Origin of the sequence: Nitratireductor indicus C115 (assembly GCF_000300515.1) — a bacterium.
GTDB classification, from domain to species: Bacteria; Pseudomonadota; Alphaproteobacteria; order Rhizobiales; family Rhizobiaceae; genus Nitratireductor; species Nitratireductor indicus.
Genome location: NZ_AMSI01000003.1, coordinates 308,117 through 330,243, shown reverse-complemented (window position 1 = coordinate 330,243; position 22,127 = coordinate 308,117). Strand labels below are relative to the sequence as shown.

The following is a 22,127-nucleotide window of genomic DNA, read 5'->3' as shown; positions in this document are numbered from 1 at the left end:
CATTTCAGCAGTCATGTGGGATCGTCTGGCGCCCGCATGATGCGGAAAAGCAAAAAACTGAGCGTCCAAAAGGACGCTCAGCGCTCTAGATCGGTTCATCGTTTCATGGAAACGCTTCTCCGCTCAATATCCCTGTTTCCGCATTTGTGCGGACGTCAGATGATTCCATCTGACTGAAGAATGCTCTAAGCCGCCGGTCTGTCCGGATGCTTTAACGTCCCTCGCGATACCACATCGCCCCGAAGGCGAAGAGCATCAGGCCGAGGGCCAAGAGGCCCGTGAAGACGGGGACACGGCGGACGGATTTCAACACGCTGTCATTGGTGGTGCGCAGGCCTATCCAGTCATTGCCGGAAGCGGCGCCGGTGCGGCGCACCGGCACGATATTGGGCAGGCCGCCGGCAAGGCGGCGTACGGACCCGCCCGTCGCACTGGCCACGGGGGCCAGCTTTTCCTCGGTTGAAACCATGTCGCCGAATTCGGGTGCGTTGACTGGGCCGACGTGAGCAAGTGTGGAAAGATCACCATTGGCGATGCGGTAAATCCCGATTTCATCCGTTTCCATACCTGCCGAGAAGCGGCCGGGGCCTGCCGCGCCCAGTTGCGCCGCGAAGGTCTTGCCCGAAGGTGTGGTTATCTCGGCAGGCGGAGCTTCATCGGCCATGGTCTGGCGGGTGATTTCCAGCCGCATGCCGCGTCCGGTTGCCGACAGGCGTTCCTCCTCCAGTTCAGGCTCCTTCATCAGCCAATGGGCGATGCGGCGATAGAGCGCCACATGCGGGCCGCCCCCTTCGAAGCCCCGCGCCCAAAGCCAACCTTGATCGGAAAGAAACATGCCGACACGCCCTTCGCCCTTGCGGTTCAGGATGAGGAGCGGCTGGTCGTTGGCACCTTGCATCACGACCTCGCCATCCGGGCGGTCGATGCCGATCAGGCGGAACCACCGGCTCCAGTGGGGAGGTTCGGACGCGGACCCTTCCAGACCGCGGGTCACCGGATGGCGCTCGCCGGTTTCGGTCAGGCGGGGATAGAAGCCCTGTTCGATCACCTGTCCGTTGGGAAGGGCGGGCAATGCCGAGATCAGCGGGGTTCTGGCAATCGACTGGTTTCCGGCGAACTCGGGGCCGGCGGCGATCAGCAGGGCGCCGCCATTCTCCACATATTCGGCGATGTAATCGTAATAGAGGATCGGTAGCACGTCGCGGTGCTGGTAGCGGTCGAAAATGATAAGGTCGAAATCGTCGATCTTCTCCACGAACAGTTCTCGCGTGGGGAAGGCGATGAGCGACAATTCGTTGATCGGCGTTCCATCCTGCTTTTCGGGTGGACGCAGGATCGTGAAATGCACGAGATCGACCGAAGCGTCGGATTTGAGCAGATTGCGCCAGGTGCGCTCGCCCGAATGCGGCTCGCCTGAAACGAGCAGAACACGCAGGTTTTCCCGGATACCGTCCACCAGCGCGATGGTGCGGTTGTTGACGTCGGTGAGCTCGCCGGGCACGGGATCGATGGCCAGTTCGACGATATTGCGCCCGGCGCCCGGAATGTCGATCTCAAGGGCGGTCTCGCGGCCGATGCGCGCTTCCTCGATGAATTTCTCCTCGCCATTGATGATGACGCGGACGTCCACCGTTCCTGTTTCATTGCCGGTCGACAGGACGCGATAGGTCATTTCGAGCGGCTTGCCGACGATGCCGAAGCGGGGCGCGCGTTCGAAACGGATGCGCCGGTCCTGCTCGTCCGGCTGGCCGGTGACGAGGCTGTGGATGGGGGCACCGAGCGCGGCGGGGGTTTCGGGAATATCGTGAACTTGACCGTCGGTGATCAGCACGGCGCCGGCAACGCGTGAGGGCGGTACATCGCGCAATGCGCCGTCGAGCGCATCGAAAAGTCGGGTCTGGGCGTTCTCGGCGGCGGAGGAGGCGCGGCCGGTTTTCACCACGCGCGTTTCAAAATCCTTGAAGCGGGCAAGACGCGCTTCCAGTTCGGTACTCGCCTTTTGCGCGGTGTCGGCGCGGTCGCCGATGGTGGTTTGGCTCTGGCTTTCGTCCACGACGACGGCGACGACGCTTTTCAGCGGCTCGCGTTCCTCGTCGAGCAGCACCGGATTTGCCAGCGCAGCCCCAATGGCGGCAAGCGCGGCAAGGCGCAGCCATGCGCCGCGTTGCCGCGTCCACAGGCCCGCCAGAGCCAATAGCGCAACCGGAATCAACAGAGCGATCAGGACGGGCCAGGAGAAGAACGGCTCGAAGCTCAGAGACCAGTTCATGCGTCAGGCCTCGCTGCGGCATTGCGGGAGGTGTCGGGGAACATCATTCCTGCCATCATCGCTATTGCCCCAGCCGCTCAAGCAGTACAGGCACATGGACCTGATCGGATTTATAATTGCCGGTCAGCATGTACATCATGATGTTGACGCCCGCGCGCAGCGCATAAAGCCGTTGCAGCGGATCGTTGGGAACCGTCGGCAGAAGCGGTTGACCGTCGGCTCCTATGGCCCAGGCCCCGGCAAAATCATTGCCCGTGATCATGATCGGAGTGACCCCGTCGCCAACGCGCACCGGCCGGTCGGTCTGGGCGGGGGCATTGAGCGAGGCCTCGACCCAAAGCGGGCTACCGCGATAGCGGCCGGGAAACTCCGGCATGATGAAAAAGGATTTCGTCAGAACGTGGTCTTCCGGCACCGGCTCCAGTGCCGGCACGTTGAGGCCAGCGAGGATTTCGCGCAGGCGCTGGTTGGACGGGCTCGTGGAACCGGAGCCGAAGCCCGTATCGTACTGGTCGCGGGTATCGAAAAGCACCGTTCCGCCGGCCTGCATATAGGCATCAATGCGGGCGACGGCTTCTTCTGACGGTATGGGGGCTTCCGGATCGATCGGCCAATAGATCAGCGGGTAGAAGGAAAGCTCGTCGGTCGCGATGTCGACACCCGCCGGATCGCCCGGTTCAAGGGCGGTCTTGGCGGCGAGGAAGCGCGACAGACCATCGATGCCGGCGCGCGTGGTGGCGTCGAGCGAGGAAAGCCCGGTCACGACATAGGCGATGCGGGTTTTGGAAATGGCCTCGATGGCCTCCATCTCGCCGGAACGTTCGGGCTGTTGACCCCTTGATTGTTGGGCCCCCGGTTGTTGGGCCCCCGGTTGTTGAGCATTGGCGCGGTCCGGTGCGGTGAATGCGAGCGCCAGTGCCACCAGGAGAAGCGAGACGGTTGCTGTGGTACGCCGCGGCTTGCGGCGCAGACCGCCGCCGAGCCACAGCACGGCCAGTGTATCAAGCGCCAGAAGCAGGAGCGCGGCAGCAAAGAGCGGGCCCTTGAGCGGCGTCTGCTCGTCGAAACCGTAGGACAGCGTGGTCATCGGGGCCTGGGCCTGCGGGCGGGCGAGGGGAGCGAGCTCGGCATCCGGCGGCAGGAGATTGTGCGCCACCACCCCCTCCTCGCTGCCATAGAGGCCGGGAGGGTTCTTGAGCGTGACGGCGGCGCTGCCCGCAGCAAGAGGTTCTGCCTCGGAAGACGGCGGCACGAGCAGGCCGCTTGCCGAGATCATCCGGTAAGGGGCGAGGGTGCGCCCGCCTTCAGCATTAGCCTCACTCGCCGCGGTGCTCTGATTGCGGGAAAGCTGCACGATCCGGCGGAGCATCTCGACGAAACTTCCTGAAATCGGCAGCGTCGACCATGTCGCCTCCGGCGTGACATGGAAGAGGACGATCTGACCTTCACCGCGCCGGACGCCGGTCACGAGTGGGGTGCCGTCGGCAAGATTGGCCCAGCTTCGCTCGACGGTGTCGGGCGAGGGTTCTGCCAGAACCTGCCGGTTCACTACCACGTCGCGGGGCGGGGCTATATCCGAGAAGGGACCATTGGCCGGAAACTCGGCAACAGGCTGAGGTTCCGTCCAGGAGAGCGATCCGCCGAGCGAACGTTCGCCCAGGCGGAGCCTTACCGGCAGAAGGTCTTCGTCATTCTCGGCGGCCGCGAGCCTCGGGCCGGCGAAACGCACGAGCGTGCCACCGCCATTCACCCAATCGACAACCGCGCGACGTGCGGTATCCGGCAGAGTGCCGACATCGGCCATGACGATGACGGCGGGCTTCTGCTCCAGAAGTTCAGGAACCGCTTCGGTCAGTTCCAGGCTTGAAGGTTCGATGAGATCGGCGAAGGGAGAGAGTGCGCGCTTGATGTAATAGAGCGGCGAGAGAAGCGGCAGCGCCTGATCGGCCTCGCTTTGCGACAGGAGCCCGATGCGCCGGCGGCGTGCATTCTCGTCAAGCACCCGCACCGCCGCAGCCTGACTTTCGCCTTCGATGCCCACGGAGACGAAGTCGTTGCGCAATTCGAAGGGAACGCGCATTTCGCCGGTGGCGCGGGTCTCGCCGGGACCGAAGGTTATGGGTGTTTCGGCCACGCGCCGGCCCCGGTCGTCGCTGGCAAAGGCAACCACCTGACGGGGAGCGTTGTCGCCGGACGCCCTTGTGGCGGTAATCTCGAAAGCGTTGGCATTGTTCTTCGCATCGGTTGCTGCAATCAGCGAGAGACGTTCGGGCGAAGCCCAGAGAACTTCGCCGGCTCCCGTGGAAAACAGCGTGTTGAAAGCGGCCTCGTCGCCTGGGGACGACAGCCCGTCCGAAAGGATCGCGACAGCTGCTCCGGGCAGATTTTCAAGGGCGCCGGCAACGCGGCCATAGATGGCCGGGCGGTTGACCGGCACGGGACGCGGTTGCGCGGCGTTCAGGCGTTCGAGCGCGGTGTCCGCATCATAGGGGCCGATTTCCTGATTCTGCTCCTCTGCCGTCAGTGCGAGGACCACCGGCTGGTTGTCGGCGCGGGCATCGGCGATGAGGCGCGCTGCGGTCGCCACGCGTTCATCCCAGTCGGGGGCGGACGCCCAGCCATTATCCATCACGATGGCGAGCGCGGCATTGCCGCTTGCCGCCTTCTCGCGTGGATTGAGCACGGGATCGGCAAGGGCGAGGATCACCAGTCCAGCCAGAAGCAGGCGCAGCAGCGTCAACCACCATGGGCTCTTGTGCGGCGTTTCCTCCCGCTTCATGACGCGGGCAAGAATCTTCAAGGGTGGAAAGGTTTCGGCCTGCGGGCGCGGAGGCGTCAGGCGCAGCAGCCACCAGATCACCGGTAGCGCGATCAGCCCCCAGAGGAGGAAGGGTTGCATGAAAGAGAGCGAAAGGAAATTCAAATCCCGCCCCCCATCGCGTGGTCGGTCGGCTCGCTCATGGCCAGATGCACAGAGACCAGAGCCTCGGATGCCGGCCTGTCCGTATGATGAACCGTATAGCTCCAGCCGAGGCGCTTGCACCATGCGGCAAGTTCCTCGCGGCGCGCGACATAGAGACGCCGGTAATCATCGGCCAGCGTTTCGGCACGGCCGGCGGTAAGTTTCTCACCCGTTTCGGGGTCGGAGAATTCGGTACGGCCCGTATAGGGAAAGCTTTCTTCTGCGGGATCGGCGATCTCGATCAGATGGGCGCGGACACCGCGTCCGGCGAGCGTGTCTAGCCAGGCGAGGGTTTCCTCCACGGGATCGAGAAAGTCGCTTGCCAGAACCATGTCGGAAAAGCGCCTGACCTGGGTCAGCTCGGGGCGTGCGGGAAGGGCCGGGACATGCATGAGCTGCGTGGCGAGACGTTCGGCACCGTTTCTCGCGGAAAACGGGTCGGTCACGCCGGGCCAGGCGATGCGTTCGCCGCTGCGCGACAGAAGTTCGCCGAGAGCCAGGACAAGCACCAGCGCGCGCGCTTCCTTCGACGTGGAGGTGAGCGATGACTGATAGAGCATGGAGGCAGACGGGTCGGACCACAGCCAAACCGTGTGAGCAGCCTCCCATTCACGGTCGCGCACATAAAGATGCTCATCGCGGGCCGACCGGCGCCAGTCGATGCGGGCGATGGCCTCGCCTTCCACATAGGGGCGAAACTGCCAGAAATTCTCGCCTATGCCGCGCTTGCGGCGGCCATGCCAGCCGGCGATCACGTTGTTTGCAACGCGATGCGCCTCAGCCAGAAGGTCAGGCATGAGTGCGGCGCGCGCACGAGCCCTGACCAGTGCATCGCCAGATGCGACCGGAGTGGAGACCTCGCCGACCCGGGCCATCAGACTTCCGTCCGCGACGGCCCGGCCATCAGTCGATCGCCTTTGCCAGGCGGCGGATCACGTCGCGAACCGTCATGCCTTCCGCGCGTGCGGCGAATGTCAGCGCCATGCGGTGCTGGAGCACGGGTTCGGCAAGTGCACGCACATCATCGACAGAAGGCGCGAGCCGTCCGTCATAGAGCGCGCGGGCGCGGGCGCACAGCGTCAGCGCCTGGCTGGCGCGTGGGCCGGGACCCCAGGCGACATGGCGGTCCGTATCCGGGTTGCCGACGCCGGGACGCGCAGTGCGGACAAGCTGCAGGATGGCGTCGACCACGCTTTCAGGCACGGGCATGCGGCGAATAAGAAGCTGTATTTCCTTGAGGCGCGCGGGCGTCAGTACATTCTTCGCTTCCGCCTCGTTGACGCCCGTCGTTTCCAGGAGGATGCGCCGTTCGGCTTCGAGCTCGGGATAGAGAATATCGACCTGCATCAGGAAGCGGTCGAGCTGCGCCTCGGGCAGGGGATAGGTGCCTTCCTGCTCGAGCGGGTTCTGGGTGGCCAGGACGTGAAAGGGCAAGGGTAGGTCATATCGCTGGCCGGCCACGGTTACATGATATTCCTGCATGGCCTGCAGAAGCGCGGACTGGGTGCGCGGGCTCGCACGGTTGATCTCGTCGGCCATCAGAAGCTGCGAGAAGATCGGGCCGGGCAGGAAACGGAAGGCGCGCTTGCCCTTCTCGTCCTGCTCCATGACTTCCGAACCCAGAATGTCGGAGGGCATCAGGTCGGGCGTGAACTGGATGCGGCGCGCATCGAGGCCGAGCACGATGCCAAGCGTTTCCACGAGCTTGGTCTTGGCAAGGCCGGGCACGCCGACCAGCAGCGCATGGCCACCGGCCAGAAGAGCGACCAGCGTGCGCTCGACCACGGCTTCCTGGCCGAAGATCACCTCGCCGACACCTTCGCGCACCCTGGCGATATCGGCCAGTGCGCGTTCGGCCTCGGCGACCATTCCCGCCTCGTTCGCCGGTGCTTCACCGGAAACGCCGTTTCTGGAAACTATGCTCATGCCGTCTCGATCCTCGCCAGAGCGCCCTGCGTCCCGCCGGGATGGCTTGGGGACGCTCTACTTGTTTGAATCCGGAGTATCTTTTCCATGCCCGAATGGTTCGATCCGGACATGGGATACCCGAGTTTTCGGGACGGCTCCTGCTGGCATGTGTATGAAACGAGTCGCACCTGCACGTCCCTTTGAGCAATGTAAAACACTGTTCTAGGCTGACAAGCGAAACAACAGTGACTATTTCGTGACCATGGACCCGAAAACAACCGACAAAGCCACAGGTCTTGCCACGGCGGCGGATGCCGCCGGATTGGAGGCGCTGATTGCGCGCGCGCCGCGCGCCGGCAGGGGGGCTGCGCCGGTCGAGCGCTGGAACCCGCCTTTTTGCGGCGATCTGGACATGGAAATCCGGGCGGACGGAACCTGGTTCTATCTCGGAACGCCGATTGGCCGGCCGGCTCTGGTGCAGCTCTTTTCATCGGTGCTGCGCAAAGATGAGGACGGCAGGACCTATCTCGTTACTCCGGTGGAAAAGGTTGGCATCCGGGTGGAAGATGCTGCCTTTGTTGCCGTCGAGATGGCGCTGACTGAGGAGAACGGGGAACCGGCGCTCACATTCCGCACGAATGTCGGGGACGTGGTGGAGGCTGGTCCCGATCATGAACTGCGGTTTGTGATCGAAGAGGAAACGGGTGGCCTGAAGCCTTATCTCCATGTGCGGGGGCGGCTGGAGGCGCTGGTTTCACGCGCTGTCATGTATGATCTGGCGGAACTGGGCGAGGAAGCCGTCGTGAATGGCGCGAACATGTTTGCGGTGCGCTCGCGGGGCATTGTCTTCCCCGTGATGCCGGTGGACGAATTGCACAGGCTTTCGGAGGGCGCATGATGGACCGGTTGCATGGCCTGGAAACATATGCCTCCTTTTCGGCCGAGGATTTCAGGCGCCGCGCCGCAGTCCAGACGGGTCCGACAGGGCCTGAGGATTATGGCGATCACCGGCTCAATCCGGATCTTCGCGACCTCATCCTGCGGCCCGGATTGCGCGAGGCGGCGGTGCTCATTCCTATCGTGGATCATGAGTTCGGCGCCTCCGTGATCCTCACCCAACGCAATGTGCATCTTCGCGATCATTCCGGTCAGGTGGCCTTTCCCGGCGGACGGATCGACCCGGAGGATGTGTCGCCCGAGGCTGCGGCGCTGCGCGAGGCGCAGGAAGAGATCGGGCTCGATCCGCAGCGGGTGGATGTCATCGGACGCATGCCCGACTACACCACAGGAAGCGGTTACCGGATCGCGCCGGTGCTCGGCATCGTGCGCCCCGGCTTTGCGCTGCACATCAATCCAGACGAGGTGGATGCTGCCTTCGAAGTGCCGCTCGCCTTCCTCATGGATCCCGCCAATCACCGGCGGGAGAGCCGGCTTTTCAAGGAGCGCGAGCGCTTCTATTACACCATGCCCTTCGGCGAGCGTTTCATCTGGGGCATTACCGCGGGGATCATCCGCACGCTTTACGAAAGACTTTATGCTTGATGGACAAGCGCCTGATTTCAGAATCGGAATGGCTCGCCGACAAGGATCTGCAAAAGCTGCTCGCAGTGCTGTCGCAGGATGGTGAGAAGGCCCGGATCGTCGGCGGAGCCGTGCGCAATACGCTGCTTGGCGAGGCCGTGTCGGATATCGACATCGCTACCACCACCCTGCCGCGCGAGACCGTGAAGCGGGCGCGCAAGGCTGGCTTTCGCACGGCGCCCACCGGCATCGACCACGGAACCATAACGGTGATCGCGAAGGGGCGTGCCTATGAGGTGACGACGCTGCGCTCGGATGTGGCAACCGACGGCCGCCGGGCAAGCGTGACCTTCGGGCGTGACTGGCAACGCGATGCTGAACGGCGAGACTTCACCATTAACGCGCTCTATGCCGAGGCGGGTGGCGAGATCGTCGATCTCGTCGGCGGCGTCGCCGATCTGGAAAGCCGGACGCTGCGCTTCATCGGTGAGGCCGAAACGCGCATTCGCGAGGATTATCTGCGCATCCTGCGCTTCTTCCGCTTTTTCGCCTGGTATGGCCGGGGCAGGCCGGATGCGGAAGGGTTGAAGGCCAGTGCGCGGCTGAAGGACGGGCTGGAAAAGCTGTCTGCCGAGCGCGTGTGGAGCGAATTGCGCAAGCTGCTCGGTGCCCCCGATCCTTCTCGCGCGCTTTTGTGGATGCGCCAGACAGGCGTTTTGACCAAGATTCTTCCAGAGACGGAGAAATGGGGGATCGACGCCATTCCTGCACTTCTGGAGAGCGAAGGCGCGCTTGGCTGGGAGGCCGAGCCGCTGTTGCGAATGGCTGCGATGCTTCCGCCCGACGCGGTGCGCATGCGCAAGCTTGCCGCTCGCCTGCGCTTTTCACGGGTGGAAACGGCAGCCCTTGTGGGCTGGGCGCTGGCTCCGGCCATCGATGCGGGGATGGATGAAAAGAGATTCAGGAAAGTCGCCTATCGCGCTGACACGAAGGGACTTTCATGGCGTTTGAAGCTGGCGTTCGCCAGTGCCCGCTCGCGTGCTGTCGGCGATGATGCTGCGCTATCGGAAGCGGCGGGATTTGCGCGCCTTCTGAAGGAGCTCGAAAGCTGGCGTAAGCCATCCTTCCCGGTCAGCGGCAAGGATTTGCTGGGAGCCGGGTTCAAGCCCGGCAAAGCCATGGGAGACAAACTCGCCGCTTTGGAAGAACGGTGGGTTCAATCCGATTTTCTGCTTAGCCGTGCTGAACTTCTTGAGAAAGCCGGGACCGTCAAAGAGGTTTGAGCGAGGGGAGGGTGGAACTTCATGTTCCACCCGACCGGTTTGCCGGACTGGTTTGTCAGGCGGCGTTTTTCGCCTCGCCGATACGCGAACGGATGGCCTCGACCATGCTTTCGCGGATCACCGTTTCGCCGTGAGCCTCACGCATATGTTCGGTCGCACGGCGGATCACTTCCGCTTCCTCATCGTGGCGGGTGTGCCAGTCGCAGCCGGGAACGAGCGAGCCGCAATGAAATTCCTTCATGGGATCAGTCCTCCTGTTCTCTCGTTGCAATGAAGCCGCACTATAACATGGAATGCGGCGATAGGTTGCCTTAACGGGTAAATGTGATCGTAATTCTACGGGCTCTCACGGCCCTGAAACTGTGAGCTTTCGGCCAGCATCGCGTCGATCTCAGCACGTATCCAGGCCTTGAAAACGCGAACCTTGGCAGGTTCCGGCCGGTTGGCTGAGGTCACCAGCCAATAGCTGAAGCGAGTGGTGGCGCGTTGCGGAAAGGGTGCGACCAGCCGGCCCGCCCTCAGCGCGTCATGGGCAAGCGTGTGCCAGGCAAGCATGACGCCCTGGCCGGCGATGGCAGCGTCGAGGCATAGAGCGGCGTCGGTGAAGGTGTCGCCTTCGGCAAGCTCCTGTTCGTCGAGGCCAAGCGGCTTCAGCCAGACATTCCAGTCGATGTTCGAATTGATGTCGCGAATGACGGGCGCTTTCAGAATATCCCGGGGGGCTTTCAACCTGTCGGTCAGCGCTGGCGCACAGACAGGGAAGATCTCCTGGGGCAGGAGCATCTCGCTGCGGACATTTCGCCAGCCGCCTTCGCCGACACGGATCGCCAGATCGATGTCCGAACTGTCGGGATTGACGAGGTCGATGGCTGCTTCCAGGCGCAGTTTCGTTTCCGGGTGTGCGCGCGCATAGGCGGCAAGGCGTGGCACGAGCCATTTCGAGGCAAAAACCGGCGCGACGGAAATGGTCAGTACCGAATCGTCATTGTGAAGCGCCATGGCGACAGCGGTGTCGAGTGTCTGAAAGCCGATGGTGAGCCGGTCGAGAAACCGCCGGCCGAGCGGGGTCGGGACGACCCCGCGTCCGCTGCGTTCAAAAATGGCGCTGCCGAGCTGGGCTTCGGTCTTGATGATCTGCTGGCTCACCGCCCCCACCGAAACGCCGAGTTCGGCGGCAGCTGCGCGCAAGGAGCCGAGCCTTCCCACCGCCTCCAGGGCGCGCAAGCCGTTCAAATGGGTGCGGTGCAGATTTTTCATATAGTTTTTCTATATAATTACACAGGCAATCTCCATTGAATTCGAGCGAAATCCTGAGAAATTTGCGCCTTAGCTGATTGTGCACTGAAAGGACGAGGCATCATGATGCAGTTTTTCTGGAATATGATCCGCTCCGTTCGTGACAGCTATCGGCAAGCTTTGGAAGCGGAGAGGGAAGAGGCGTGGCGGAACGATCCGCTGTCGCATCCTGCCCTTTCCACCATGAGCATGCGCGAACTGGCCGATTTGCCGATGCACTATCTGAGAGAGGGAACAGAGATGGAGGAAGGCGCTTCCATATCGGATGTTTCCGCGCTGGCCGCGCCTTCCCCAAAGACTATTCCGCTGCGAGCTCACCGCCCAGGAAGCCGCCCGACTGGCGTTTCCAGAGGCTTGCGTAAAGCCCGTTGCGGGCCACCAGCGCCGCGTGGGACCCTTCCTCGACGATCTGGCCCCGATCGAGCACGATAATGCGGTCGAGGGCGGCGATGGTGGAGAGGCGGTGGGCAACGGCGACCACCGTCTTACCCTCCATCAGGAGACCGAGATTGTCCTGAATAGCTGCCTCGATTTCCGAATCGAGCGCGGAAGTCGCCTCATCAAGGATCAGGACCGGGGCGTTTTTCAGCATCATGCGCGCAATGGCGATGCGTTGCCTCTGGCCGCCGGAAAGTTTTACGCCGCGCTCACCGACAACGGCGTCATAACCGGTTCTGCCCTTGGGATCGGTCACGTTCTGGATGAACTCGTGGGCCGAGGCGCGTTTTGCAGCAGCAACGATGTCGGCCTCGGTGGCTCCAGCCCGGCCATAGGCGATGTTGTCGCGGATCGAGCGGTGCATCAGCATGGGCTCCTGGCTAACGACGCCGAATTGAGCACGCAGCGAAGCCTGCGTCACCTGGGTGATGTCATGTCCGTCGAGCAGGATGCGACCGCTTTCGGCCTCGAAGAGGCGCAGCATCAGGTTGATGATCGTGGTCTTGCCGGCGCCCGATGGGCCGACGAGGGCTACCCGTTCGCCCGGTTTGATGTGCAGGTTCAGGCCTTCGATAATGCCGCTCTTCTTGCCGTAGTTGAAGGTGACGTTCTCGAAGCGTATGTCGCCTTTGGCGCGCGGCATGTCCTCAGCGCCCGCAGCATCGCGGATGGAAGGCTGCACGGAAACGACCGTGGTCGAATCCTGCACGGTGGCATAGCTGCGGATCAGGCCGTTGATGTTGAACATCATCCACCCGGACATCTGGTTGAGCCGGAAGACAAGCCCCATGGCCGCCGCAATCTCGCCGGTCGTGATGGCGTTCTCCATCCAGCGCGAGATGGCGAGCGCGAAGACCGCGGCCATCATGACACCGTTGACGAGAGCGACGGACACGCGCACGCGCGTGATGGCGCGGGTGAGCATCGTCACGGCCCTGAGGAAACCAGCCATGGCATCGCGCACATAGGCATGTTCGCGTCGTCCGCTGTCGAACAGCTTCACCGCAAGAATGTTGGTGAAGGCATCCACCATGCGGCCATTGAGGATCGAGCGCTGGTCGGCGGTCTGCCGGCCCGCATTGCGAAGAGGCGGCAAGAGGAACCAGACGATGGCCGCATAGAATGCGAGCCACACCAGCATCACGACGCCCATCATCGGGTCCAGAACGGTCAGGATGGAGGCGGCCAGGACGACGAAGGTAAGAAAGCTCCACATCGTCTGGAGAATGTTGATGATGAAATCGCCCGCCGCTTCACCGCCCTGCAGGATCTTCGTGGCGATCCGCCCGGCGAAATCGTTCTGATAGAATTCATAGGGCTGTTCGATCACCCGGCGGAACGATTGCCAGCGGACCCGCTGGTAGAAGGCGGGCACGATGACCTGCTGCTCAAGGATCGAATTGCCGATGATGACAATGGCGCGGATGACGAGCAGAAGCACAAGGAAGCCGGCGAGCTTCATCCCGTGCTCTGCGAGAAGCGTTGCGGGGGAAGCTGCGTCGAGAATATCGATGATCCAGCCGAGGCCCCAATAGAGCCCGGCGTCGACGGCGCCCATCAGGCCACCGGTGACGAGAAGCAGGAGGAAAGGCCCTTTCGCCTGCCGTGCGAAGAACAGGATGAATTCGTGCGCCTTGACTGGAAGCACCGGACGTTCCGTGTCGCCGAAGGGGTCGATCACCCCTTCGGCCGAGCGCCATAAGCCTTCCATGCGTCTGGTTTCGCGTTTGGCGTCATCGTCCTTCATTGCGCTGCCTCGCTCGTCTCCAGATCCAGAAAGCCGCCCGACTGGCGCTGCCAGAGGCCGGCGTAAAGACCGCCCCGCGCCACCAGATCGTCATGGCTGCCTTCCTCGACGATACGGCCCTTGTCCATAACCACCAACCGGTCCATCGCCGCGATGGTGGACAGCCGGTGCGCGATCGCTATCACGGTCTTGCCCTCCATCAGCCGGTAGAGGTTTTCCTGGATCGCCGCCTCGACCTCCGAATCGAGCGCCGAAGTTGCTTCATCGAGAATGAGGATCGGGGCATCCTTCAGCATCACGCGGGCAATCGCAATGCGCTGGCGCTGGCCTCCTGACAATTTTACGCCGCGTTCGCCGACATGGGCGTCGAAACCCCTGCGCCCCTTCGGATCGGACAAGCCTCCGATGAAGGAAAGCGCCTCGGCGCGGCGTGCCGCCTCGATCATCATGTCTTCCGTGGCATCGGGGCGACCGTAAAGGATGTTGTCGCGCACCGAACGATGCAGGAGGGAGGTGTCCTGTGTGACCATGCCGATATGTTCGCGCAGGCTGTCCTGCGCGACGGAGGCAATGTCCTGCCCGTCGATGAGGATCTCACCCTTTTCCAGATCGTAGAAACGCAGAAGCAGGTTGACGAGAGTGGACTTGCCGGCGCCGGAACGCCCCACAAGGCCGACCTTCTCGCCGGGCTTCACCTCGAGCGTCAGGTCCTCGATCACGCCGCCCTTCTTGCCGTAATGGAAACCGATCCGGTCGAAGGTGATCCGGCCTGCCGGAACTTCGAGCGCTTCGGCGCCGGGTTTGTCTTCCACCAGACGGGGCATGGAAATCGAGCTGATGCCGTCCTGCACGGTGCCGATGTTTTCGAACAGGCCGGACAGTTCCCACATGATCCACTGCGACATGCCCCACAACCTCAGTACGAGGCCGAGCGAAACCGCCACCGCGCCAATGGAGAGCGATCCCTGCAGCCAGAGCCAGATGCCGAGGCCGCCGACTGCGGACAGGCACAGAGAGTTGAGCACATAGAGAAAGCCGTACAGTGCTGTGACCAGGCGCATCTGCCGGTAAACTGTCTGCAGGAAGCCTGCCATGCCTTCACGTGCGAAGGAGGCTTCGCGGCGGGCGTGGGAGAACAGTTTCACCGTCTGGATGTTGGTGTAGCTGTCCACCACGCGGCCCGTCATGATCGAGCGGGCGTCTGCCTGCTGTTCAGCGACCTTGCCCAGGCGCGGAATAAAAGCGCGCATCAGGAAGACGTAGGCGATCAGCCAGCAAACCACCGGAACCGCGAGCCGCCAGTCCGACGACGCGATGATGAACAGCATGCCCGTGAAATAGACGATCACGTAATTGAGGACATCGAACAGCTTGATGACGCATTCGCGCACGGCGAGGGCGGTCTGCATCAGCTTGGTGGCGATGCGTCCGGCAAACTCGTCCTGGTAGAAAGTCATGGACTGTTTCAGCAGATAGCGATGCACCTGCCAGCGGATGCGCATCGGGTAGTTTCCCATGAGCGCCTGCTGCGACAGAAGCGAATGAAACCACACCATGGCGGGCAGCACGAAGAGCACGATGGCGGCCATGCCGATCAGCTTCCAGCCTTCGGTCTCCAGAAAGGTGGCGGGATCCTTTTGCGAAAGCCAGTCGACGATGTTGCCGAGGAAGGAGAACATCCACACTTCGGCAATGGCGATGCAGGCCATCAGAACCGCTGCGGGGATCAGGTAAGGCCATGCCCCTTTCGTATAGTGGAGGCAGAAGGCCACCAGCGTCCTGGGAGGTTCCTGCGGCTCTTCCGAGGGGAAGGGGTCGAGCCGTTTTTCAAACCACTCAAACATTCTTCGAACATTCCTTGTCGTGGCAACGCAGGTGACAAATCGATTCACCATTCGCGGCCAGTTATTTGATTTTAAGCGATCTTCCAGCGTTAGCCGGAATGGCCGCACGTGCCCCCGCAGGGGCTGATGGGCGCGCGTGAACGGTGTGATGGTTCATCTGGTGGCTGGCAAAGGAGCTGGCGCGACATCGCTGGCGGTCCTGCCCGGAATAATGGGCAGGAAGCGGATGCCAGATGAGGAAATCGGTTGTTTCGACCTTTCGGCCGGGCGTTGAAATGGTTATGCATCGAAACAGTCCTTTGAAACGGAACGAAAGTCCGGCGGAACGCGAATCGATGCTTCTTGTCTTGGAAAGTGAGCTTTTCGAACCGGGTTCGCCGTCAGGCCCTTGGGGCGCTGGCGCGGAGCCGAAGCATGTTGGTTGGTGTCATCATGTCGTGCTCCCTCGGTTCGCGTTAAAGATGCGGGGCTTATATCTGCTGTTACCGTTTTTTTCCAGTACCGTTATGCCGTTCCGATTATGCCAGTCCATACTGTGCCCCGGTGGACACACCGGCCTGCGGCTCCAGCCAAGTCAAAAGACCAAGCCAGATGCGCATCGCCCTTTATCAGCCTGATATTCCAGGCAATACGGGCGCCATCCTGCGTCTTGCCGCCTGCCTCGGTCTGACGGTTGATCTGATCGAGCCGGCGGGTTTCGACCTGTCGGACCGCAATCTGAAGCGGGCTGGAATGGACTATATAGAGCGCGCCGCCCTGCAGCGGCATGCCTCATGGGAAGTCTTCGATGAATGGCGCCGCTCGGAAGCACGCCGGCTCGTTCTCTTCACTACCCGTGCCGATGCTGCCTATACGGATTTCTCCTACGGTGAAAATGATGTGCTTCTTTTCGGGCGGGAATCGGCGGGTGTGCCTGACGACGTGCATGAGCGGTCGGACGCGCGTCTTCTTATTCCCATGAAGGCGGGTGCGCGCAGCCTGAACCTCGCAATGAGCGCCGCCATGGCTGCCGGAGAGGCTGTACGGCAGACCGGATGGCGGCGCTGACTGCTGCATAGGACTAATCGGGCATCGCCGCGCCGATTGCCTGTAGTCCGGCGATGGCGCATTGCCTGTCCTGCGACGCCGATGGCGCTCCGCCGACACCAATTCCACCAACAAGAGAATTGTCAATTCTTATGGGTAGTCCCCCTCCCAGTATGACCAGGCGGGGATCCATATCGCGCAGGCCCCTTATTTCGGGATTTGCGACGATGGCGGAAGCGAGTGTACCGGAGTCGCGCCCAAGCGAGGCGGCAGTGAAGGCCTTGCCGGTAGCAGAAGCCGTTGTATGCGGGCCGGCAGCGTCTGCGCGCACAAGGGCTGTGGTGGTGCCTTGGCGGGTGACAATGGCTACGCTCACGGCAAATCCATCGTCAGCGCATGCATCCAGTGCCGCGCGCGCCGCCTCCAAAGCCATCGTGGTTGGTAGATAATAGGTTTTGGGGAGTGGCTCGGAATAAGCTGGCTGGGCAGGGAAAAGAGCAAGAAGCAATGCTGCTTTTGAAATACGATTGAAGACCATTGGATGCTCCTGAAACAGCTTTCAGTATTTCCGGTTTTCCGGAGCTTCCAATTTTGGCCGAAGGGGGTCGGACAACAAGTCGAATGCAGCTTAAAGAAGCGGCAAAGCGGTGGGAATGCGGCAAGACACCCGTATGAAGAGGGGCAATTAGTCTGCGGTTGGCAGGCGGCGCATGGTGAACTCGATCATGTCGCCGGGGCGTTCGCACCAGCTCTCGATTTCTGTCCAATAGGCTTGCCGCGGCCAGCGTTCCAGCCATTCCCTTGCCTTGGCGCGTGCCTGCGCGCGGGGCAGGGCGAAACTCTCCCGCAGAAAGCCGTCACGGGGAAGGCGGGTTGCCTTGGCGCGGTGCTTGTCGATACTGCGTTTGAGCCCGTCGAGGGGTGGTTTTGCGGGTACTCGCACGAAAGAACTCCTTGACCCGTCGGAGAAGAAGATTAGCAACTCGCTTGTAAATTGCGAGTCAAATGTGAGGGATGCGCTTTCGGTTGCGCCCCTCAATCGGCAGGCCGGATTGCAGATGCAGCCGCCTTGCAGAGAGGACCTGAAATGGAACGACCCGAGATTCCGGCTGGCCTGCCGGACGGTATTGAAGACAAGAAGGCGGCCGCCCGCGCATGGTTCGAAGAGCTGCGGGACAGGATTTGCTCGGTGTTCGAGACGCTTGAGGACGAACTCACGGGCCCGCTTTCCAGCCGCACGCCCGGTCGTTTCGAGCGAACCCCGTGGGAGCGCGATGGCGGCGCCGGCGGTGGCGGTGTCATGTCGATCATGCATGGACGTGTGTTCGAGAAGGTCGGGGTTCACGTGTCTACGGTTCATGGTGAGTTCTCACCTGAATTTCGCAAGCAGATACCAGGTGCGGACGAAGACCCACGCTTTTGGGCCTCCGGCATTTCATTGATCGCTCATCCGCAGAACCCCAACGTTCCGGCCGTGCACATGAACACGCGTATGGTGGTGACCACCCGCCAATGGTTTGGCGGCGGAGCGGACCTGACGCCGGTTCTTGAGCGTCGACGCACACAGGAAGACGCCGATACGCAGGCGTTCCACCAGGCAATGAAGTTCGTCTGCGACCGGCATTCGGCCATCGCCGATTATGAGAAATACAAGACCTGGTGCGACGAATATTTCTTCCTGCCCCATCGTAACGAGGCGCGCGGGATTGGCGGCATATTCTACGACTGGCTGAAAAGCCCCGAGGAAAAAGGCGGCTGGGAGGCGGATTTCGAGTTCACGCGCGATGTGGGGCGCGCCTTCGCCATTGTTTATCCGCATCTCGTGCGCAAGAACTTCAACACCAACTGGACAGAAGCCGACCGCGAGGAGCAGCTCACAAGGCGTGGGCGCTATGTGGAGTTCAACCTGCTTTACGACAGAGGGACGATCTTCGGATTGAAGACGGGCGGCAATGTCGATTCCATCCTGTCGAGCCTTCCGCCGGAAGTTAAGTGGCCCTGATGCCGCGTGCCCGCCCATCATTCCGATTGATGGGTGGGGCCCGCATTTTCATTTGACCTGTCGCGCCAGACCGCATCCCATGCGGTTCGGCCAGGATTTCGCGGCGGAAAGCACATCCCGATGAAATTACCTCACATTCTTCTCGCGGTTCTCGTGGCTGCGGTCTGGGGCTTCAACTTCGTCGTGATCAAGGTGGGAATCGGAAATTTTCCGCCGCTTCTCTTTTCAGCATTGCGTTTTGCGGTTGCCGCGCTGCCGCTTGCCTTCTTCATACCGTGGCCGAAGGTATCCTGGCGCTTGGTGGCCGGTATCGGCCTGGTGCTTGGTGTGGTGAAATTCTCGCTGCTATTCTTAGGCATGGATATCGGCGTCTCGGCGGGGCTTGCCTCTCTCGTGTTGCAGATGCAGGCCTTTTTCACGGTGCTCTTTGCCTGGGCGACGCTCGGCGAAAAGCCCGGCGGAATGCAACTGGCGGGCATTGCCGTGGCGTTCGCGGGGATCGGGTTGATCGCGCTTACGGTGGATGGTGAAGTGACCCTGACCGGGCTGGCGCTGGTTGTCGCGGCAGCGGCCGCCTGGGCGGTCTCCAACCTGATGATGAAGCGGGCGGGGCAGGTGGATATGCTGCATCTCATGGTGCATGCGAGCCTTGTGCCGCCGATACCGCTTTTCCTTCTTTCGCTGATGTTCGAGGGATGGGATGCGGATTTGAGCGCTTTTCAGAATCTCTCACCCGAAGGCATCGGGGCTGTGCTCTACATCGCATTTGCGGCGACGATTTTCGGTTTTGCGGCATGGGGCATGCTGATCCGCACCTATGGGGCAGGGCGTATTGCCCCGTTCTCGCTGCTTGTGCCTATTTTCGGAATGAGCTCCTCCGCCTTGTTTCTGGGCGAAGCCTTCGGGCCGTTGCGTATCGCGGCGGCGTTGCTTGTCATAACGGGGCTCGTGCTTACCCTTGTCAGGAAACGGGGCCCACTTGCAGCGCCCGCATCATGATGGTTAGAACGCCGCTCGTCGGTTCAGGGGCGCAGGGCTGCAAGCTTCAGGCCGAACCCTATGAAGACCGTCCCGGTCAATGCTTTCAACCAGCGCTGAACCTCTGCGCGCGCGCCAAGCGTCTTGAATGACGAGAAGAGCAGAATAAGCGCAGAGAACCACAGAACGTTCAGGGTCGAATGGATGACGACCAGGGCGAAAGCCCAGAGGGTGGCGTCGGCATTTGCCGGGATGAACTGCGGAAACGCCGCCAGATAGAACATCGACACCTTGGGATTGAGGGCGTTTGTAAGGAAGCCTTCCAGACCTGCGCGCAGCAGCGTGCGACGACGTTTGGCCGGAGCCACGGCGAGGGTGGCGGGCACTCCCTTCCACGCCTGCCAAAGCGCCTTGACGCCGATGTAGCAGAGATATGCCGCCCCCAGCATCTTCACTGCGAAGAACGCGTTGGCGGATTGCACCAGGAGAATGGAGATGCCGAGGATCGACAGGGCGCCATGCACGTAGAAGGCAGCGAAGAAACCTGCGATGTTGGCAAAGCCGGCTGCCTTGCCGGAGGTTGGCACAGTCTTGGCGATCAGGACGCCATTTGGACCCGGCGACATCACGAGAAGGGTTGCAACGAGCGTAAATGTTCCAAGCTCGACCAATGTCATGCCGATTTTCCCGAAGGTTGAAGGCGCCAGTTTCTCACGGCAGGATAGGCGCTGATGCCTTTGCGTGTCGAGGCGCAAACGGCCAGCTGCATTTGGACCGCAAATGTTTGAGGACGCATGCTCAGACTACCCAATTCCATAACCGGGCTCGTTCCGCATCCCGTAAGCGGCGATACCGTACTTCAGCAGGAAATCGCTGCCGAACAGGCTTCTTCGCTTGGCCATGCGGGCAAGCGCGTCGAGAAGGCGCTCGAACGGCTTTCCGCCTATGACGGAAAAGATGAGACGCAGCAGAAAGCCCTGCTGCAAGCGGCCTCGGATGCCGTGCATGGCTATTTCATCCAGCGTGAATTGTGCGGGATGCGTAAACACGATGCCGTCATTCATGAGATGGGCATTCCGCGCCGCGTTCTGGCCCGGTTGGGTGCGCGGTAGCAAATTGCGGCCAGATTGTCTTGCATGGCTCTCGCGCAAGAACCTGAAGCAGGCGTTCATTATGTGCGGCAATTTGTGCTCTCATCGTGTTTTCCAGCTCTTGTAAAGCCGTTGAAGTGCTGACACGAGACGAAAGAGCATGCCTTGCACGGAGCTACGGATGACGGTTGCTACCATTGAAAATCGATACGGATCATTGGCGTCGAGAGTATATCATCTCGACAAGCCCATCGGTCGTTCGTTCGGTGATATTGAGTTCTACCGTGAAAGGCTGGGGAATTGTCGGGAGCCGGTGCTTGAGCCGGCCGCCGGTAATGGCCGCGTGCTGATTCCTCTACTGGAATCCGGGCTGAATATGTTCGGATTCGATGCTTCGCCGGAAATGGTGGCTTTCTGCGAAGAAGAATGCACCAGACGCGGATTCCCGACACCCGTCGATATCCAGACTTTCGAGGCTTTTTCATACGAGCATCGCTTCGAGGCAATCATCTTGCCTGCAGGTTCGTTCCAGCTGATCGTCGATCCCGCCATTGCCCTTCGTGTTCTCGACCGCTTTCGCGAAGCGCTGCTGCCTGGCGGCCGTCTGATCATCGACCTCGACCTTCTGTCATGTCTTGCGGACGCGCCGGGCCGTGCACGCCATTGGCATGATGGGCAGGATATTCTGACCCTTCAGGAAGGCTCGGTTGAACGGAATTTTATGCGGCAGACCATGCTCTCGCAGCTCCGCTACGAACTTTGGCGTGAAGGAAAGCTCGTTTCGACGGAGATGGAGCTCTTTCATTTGCGCCTTTGGGGGCTGACCGAGTTCGAACTCGCTCTTCGAATAGTTGGCTTCTCCAGCATCGCGATCTTCGGCGACTATGGGCGCGTTGCCAGGCCCGAAGAAGCGGGACAGACCATTACCTTTGAAGCGCGGGTGGGTGGAGAGCTTAGAAAATAAGAGTTTTTTACTCTTCTTTATTGATGTGTTTTCCCCGCGACAATCTGCCCTGTCGCGGTCTGCGCGTCTGGACAAGTGCAGGCGCGGCGCATAGAAACCATCGAAAAATGCCGGGGGTAGGACCGGGCGGTTTTTGCTGCGCGCAGCGGATTGCCTTTTGTTCCTTTGCAATAAAGCGACTTGCCGGCCGTCTCTGAGGTGAAAGGATCGCAGTCCCGTGAGCGCTACCGATTCGACCGAACATACTAGGCGTGATTTTCTTTACGTCGCGACAGGCGTGGCAGGTGCCGTTGGTGCTGCCGGGGTGGCCTGGCCGTTCATCGACCAGATGCGGCCGGACGCCTCGACCCGCGCTCTGGCGTCCATCCAGGTGGACGTTTCGGGCGTTGAGCCCGGCATGTCATTGACGGTGAAGTGGCGCGGTCGCCCGGTCTTTATCCGCAACCGTACGGAAAAAGAGATCGAGGAGGCGCGTTCCGTGCCTATGGCCGAGCTCAAGGACCCCGTCGCCCGCAACGAGAACCTTCCGGCCGATGCCCAGGCGACCGATATCGACCGCTCGGCGGGCGAGGGCAAGGAAAACTGGCTGGTGATGCTCGGCGTCTGTACCCATCTGGGTTGCGTGCCGCTTGGCCAGGCCGGCGATTTCGGTGGCTGGTTCTGCCCGTGCCACGGATCGCACTACGACACCGCCGGTCGAATTCGCAAAGGCCCCGCGCCGCAAAACCTGCACGTTCCGACCTTTGCATTCACGTCCGATACGGTCATCCAGATCGGCTAGTCCTGGCGAGAGGGGAT

At 61.6% G+C, this 22,127-nt stretch carries 20 protein-coding genes; 9 read left to right on the top strand and 11 right to left on the bottom strand.

The window, feature by feature from the left end:
• Positions 1–211: 211 nt before the first annotated feature.
• From NA8A_RS06315 to NA8A_RS06300, 4 genes are all read right to left on the bottom strand, one after another.
• Positions 212–2,269 carry a glutamine amidotransferase gene (locus NA8A_RS06315; RefSeq protein ID WP_009449818.1) on the bottom strand — a complete coding sequence of 686 codons (2,058 nt, stop codon included), beginning with the start codon at positions 2,267–2,269 and terminating at the stop codon, positions 212–214.
• A gap of 61 nt (positions 2,270–2,330) precedes the next feature.
• The gene (locus NA8A_RS06310) at positions 2,331–5,192 is read right to left on the bottom strand and encodes a DUF4159 domain-containing protein (protein WP_009449817.1); all 2,862 of its coding nucleotides are present in this window, start codon (positions 5,190–5,192) and stop codon (positions 2,331–2,333) included.
• The gene (locus tag NA8A_RS06305; RefSeq protein WP_009449816.1) at positions 5,189–6,106 is read right to left on the bottom strand and encodes a DUF58 domain-containing protein; all 918 of its coding nucleotides are present in this window, start codon (positions 6,104–6,106) and stop codon (positions 5,189–5,191) included. Before NA8A_RS06305 ends, NA8A_RS06310 begins: the two co-directional genes overlap by 4 nt.
• 28 nt (positions 6,107–6,134) lie before the next feature.
• Complete coding sequence (locus NA8A_RS06300; protein WP_009449815.1) at positions 6,135–7,157, bottom strand: AAA family ATPase; 1,023 nt, start codon at positions 7,155–7,157, stop codon at positions 6,135–6,137.
• Positions 7,158–7,401: 244 nt separating this feature from the next.
• On the opposite strand from NA8A_RS06300, the gene NA8A_RS06295 reads away from it, so the two are divergent.
• From NA8A_RS06295 to NA8A_RS06285, 3 genes are read left to right on the top strand one after another with little or no spacing between them, the layout of a single operon-like run.
• Positions 7,402–8,037, top strand: a complete 636-nt coding sequence (locus NA8A_RS06295; RefSeq protein WP_009449814.1) for a DUF1285 domain-containing protein — start codon at positions 7,402–7,404, stop codon at positions 8,035–8,037.
• Positions 8,037–8,681 carry a CoA pyrophosphatase gene (locus tag NA8A_RS06290; RefSeq protein ID WP_009449813.1) on the top strand — a complete coding sequence of 215 codons (645 nt, stop codon included), beginning with the start codon at positions 8,037–8,039 and terminating at the stop codon, positions 8,679–8,681. The genes NA8A_RS06295 and NA8A_RS06290 overlap by 1 nt, the downstream gene beginning before the upstream one ends.
• On the top strand, positions 8,681–9,943 hold the full coding sequence (locus NA8A_RS06285; RefSeq protein WP_009449812.1) for a CCA tRNA nucleotidyltransferase: 1,263 nt from the start codon (positions 8,681–8,683) through the stop codon (positions 9,941–9,943). The genes NA8A_RS06290 and NA8A_RS06285 overlap by 1 nt, the downstream gene beginning before the upstream one ends.
• A gap of 55 nt (positions 9,944–9,998) precedes the next feature.
• Here the strand turns inward: NA8A_RS06285 and NA8A_RS06280 are convergent, their stop codons facing one another.
• The 4 genes from NA8A_RS06280 to NA8A_RS06265 form a co-directional block, all read right to left on the bottom strand.
• Positions 9,999–10,184 carry a DUF1059 domain-containing protein gene (locus tag NA8A_RS06280; protein ID WP_009449811.1) on the bottom strand — a complete coding sequence of 62 codons (186 nt, stop codon included), beginning with the start codon at positions 10,182–10,184 and terminating at the stop codon, positions 9,999–10,001.
• Between the two features lie 95 nt (positions 10,185–10,279).
• Complete coding sequence (locus NA8A_RS06275; RefSeq protein ID WP_009449810.1) at positions 10,280–11,200, bottom strand: LysR substrate-binding domain-containing protein; 921 nt, start codon at positions 11,198–11,200, stop codon at positions 10,280–10,282.
• 337 nt (positions 11,201–11,537) lie between these two features.
• Positions 11,538–13,424: an ABC transporter ATP-binding protein gene (locus NA8A_RS06270; RefSeq protein ID WP_009449809.1), complete on the bottom strand. Its 1,887-nt coding sequence runs from the start codon at positions 13,422–13,424 to the stop codon at positions 11,538–11,540.
• On the bottom strand, positions 13,421–15,268 hold the full coding sequence (locus NA8A_RS06265; RefSeq protein ID WP_009449808.1) for an ABC transporter ATP-binding protein: 1,848 nt from the start codon (positions 15,266–15,268) through the stop codon (positions 13,421–13,423). Before NA8A_RS06265 ends, NA8A_RS06270 begins: the two co-directional genes overlap by 4 nt.
• Positions 15,269–15,859: 591 nt before the next feature.
• On the opposite strand from NA8A_RS06265, the gene NA8A_RS06260 reads away from it, so the two are divergent.
• Positions 15,860–16,315 carry a tRNA (cytidine(34)-2'-O)-methyltransferase gene (locus tag NA8A_RS06260; RefSeq protein WP_009449807.1) on the top strand — a complete coding sequence of 152 codons (456 nt, stop codon included), beginning with the start codon at positions 15,860–15,862 and terminating at the stop codon, positions 16,313–16,315.
• A gap of 13 nt (positions 16,316–16,328) precedes the next feature.
• Here the strand turns inward: NA8A_RS06260 and NA8A_RS06255 are convergent, their stop codons facing one another.
• Both NA8A_RS06255 and NA8A_RS06250 read right to left on the bottom strand, forming a co-directional pair.
• Positions 16,329–16,832, bottom strand: coding sequence for a GlcG/HbpS family heme-binding protein (locus NA8A_RS06255; protein ID WP_009449806.1), 504 nt, complete (start codon positions 16,830–16,832; stop codon positions 16,329–16,331).
• A 147-nt stretch (positions 16,833–16,979) separates the two neighbouring features.
• Positions 16,980–17,237: a hypothetical protein gene (locus NA8A_RS06250; protein ID WP_009449805.1), complete on the bottom strand. Its 258-nt coding sequence runs from the start codon at positions 17,235–17,237 to the stop codon at positions 16,980–16,982.
• A gap of 144 nt (positions 17,238–17,381) precedes the next feature.
• Here NA8A_RS06250 and hemF point away from each other — a divergent pair, with 144 nt between their 5' ends.
• Both hemF and NA8A_RS06240 read left to right on the top strand, forming a co-directional pair.
• The gene (gene hemF / locus NA8A_RS06245; RefSeq protein WP_009449804.1) at positions 17,382–18,296 is read left to right on the top strand and encodes an oxygen-dependent coproporphyrinogen oxidase; all 915 of its coding nucleotides are present in this window, start codon (positions 17,382–17,384) and stop codon (positions 18,294–18,296) included.
• 120 nt (positions 18,297–18,416) lie between these two features.
• Entirely contained in the window at positions 18,417–19,295 is an 879-nt protein-coding gene (locus tag NA8A_RS06240) for an EamA family transporter (RefSeq protein ID WP_009449803.1), read from the top strand.
• Between the two features lie 23 nt (positions 19,296–19,318).
• Here the strand turns inward: NA8A_RS06240 and NA8A_RS06235 are convergent, their stop codons facing one another.
• Positions 19,319–19,951 (bottom strand): LysE family translocator, encoded by a 633-nt coding sequence (locus NA8A_RS06235; protein ID WP_009449802.1) that lies wholly within the window; start codon positions 19,949–19,951, stop codon positions 19,319–19,321.
• 117 nt (positions 19,952–20,068) lie between these two features.
• Here NA8A_RS06235 and NA8A_RS06230 point away from each other — a divergent pair, with 117 nt between their 5' ends.
• The 3 genes from NA8A_RS06230 (at position 20,069) to petA (ending at position 22,110) form a co-directional block, all read left to right on the top strand.
• Positions 20,069–20,386: a DUF6665 family protein gene (locus tag NA8A_RS06230; RefSeq protein ID WP_009449801.1), complete on the top strand. Its 318-nt coding sequence runs from the start codon at positions 20,069–20,071 to the stop codon at positions 20,384–20,386.
• A gap of 160 nt (positions 20,387–20,546) precedes the next feature.
• Positions 20,547–21,329, top strand: a complete 783-nt coding sequence (locus NA8A_RS06225; RefSeq protein ID WP_040671889.1) for a class I SAM-dependent methyltransferase — start codon at positions 20,547–20,549, stop codon at positions 21,327–21,329.
• A gap of 217 nt (positions 21,330–21,546) precedes the next feature.
• Positions 21,547–22,110 carry a ubiquinol-cytochrome c reductase iron-sulfur subunit gene (gene petA / locus NA8A_RS06220; protein ID WP_009449799.1) on the top strand — a complete coding sequence of 188 codons (564 nt, stop codon included), beginning with the start codon at positions 21,547–21,549 and terminating at the stop codon, positions 22,108–22,110.
• The last annotated feature ends 17 nt before the right edge of the window (positions 22,111–22,127 follow it).

Bases quoted from the DNA above. Each gene is read 5' to 3' on its own strand.
- NA8A_RS06315 (WP_009449818.1), bottom strand. From the start codon at position 2,269: ATGAACTGGTCTCTGAGCTTCGAGCCGTTCTTCTCCTGGCCCGTCCTG.
- NA8A_RS06305 (WP_009449816.1), bottom strand. From the start codon at position 6,106: ATGGCCCGGGTCGGCGAGGTCTCCACTCCGGTCGCATCTGGCGATGCA.
- NA8A_RS06300 (WP_009449815.1), bottom strand. From the start codon at position 7,157: ATGAGCATAGTTTCCAGAAACGGCGTTTCCGGTGAAGCACCGGCGAAC.
- NA8A_RS06295 (WP_009449814.1), top strand. From the start codon at position 7,402: ATGGACCCGAAAACAACCGACAAAGCCACAGGTCTTGCCACGGCGGCG.
- NA8A_RS06290 (WP_009449813.1), top strand. From the start codon at position 8,037: ATGGACCGGTTGCATGGCCTGGAAACATATGCCTCCTTTTCGGCCGAG.
- NA8A_RS06285 (WP_009449812.1), top strand. From the start codon at position 8,681: ATGGACAAGCGCCTGATTTCAGAATCGGAATGGCTCGCCGACAAGGAT.
- NA8A_RS06280 (WP_009449811.1), bottom strand. From the start codon at position 10,184: ATGAAGGAATTTCATTGCGGCTCGCTCGTTCCCGGCTGCGACTGGCAC.
- NA8A_RS06275 (WP_009449810.1), bottom strand. From the start codon at position 11,200: ATGAAAAATCTGCACCGCACCCATTTGAACGGCTTGCGCGCCCTGGAG.
- NA8A_RS06270 (WP_009449809.1), bottom strand. From the start codon at position 13,424: ATGAAGGACGATGACGCCAAACGCGAAACCAGACGCATGGAAGGCTTA.
- NA8A_RS06265 (WP_009449808.1), bottom strand. From the start codon at position 15,268: ATGTTTGAGTGGTTTGAAAAACGGCTCGACCCCTTCCCCTCGGAAGAG.
- NA8A_RS06260 (WP_009449807.1), top strand. From the start codon at position 15,860: ATGCGCATCGCCCTTTATCAGCCTGATATTCCAGGCAATACGGGCGCC.
- NA8A_RS06255 (WP_009449806.1), bottom strand. From the start codon at position 16,832: ATGGTCTTCAATCGTATTTCAAAAGCAGCATTGCTTCTTGCTCTTTTC.
- hemF (WP_009449804.1), top strand. From the start codon at position 17,382: ATGGAACGACCCGAGATTCCGGCTGGCCTGCCGGACGGTATTGAAGAC.
- NA8A_RS06240 (WP_009449803.1), top strand. From the start codon at position 18,417: ATGAAATTACCTCACATTCTTCTCGCGGTTCTCGTGGCTGCGGTCTGG.
- NA8A_RS06235 (WP_009449802.1), bottom strand. From the start codon at position 19,951: ATGACATTGGTCGAGCTTGGAACATTTACGCTCGTTGCAACCCTTCTC.
- NA8A_RS06230 (WP_009449801.1), top strand. From the start codon at position 20,069: ATGCTCAGACTACCCAATTCCATAACCGGGCTCGTTCCGCATCCCGTA.
- NA8A_RS06225 (WP_040671889.1), top strand. From the start codon at position 20,547: ATGACGGTTGCTACCATTGAAAATCGATACGGATCATTGGCGTCGAGA.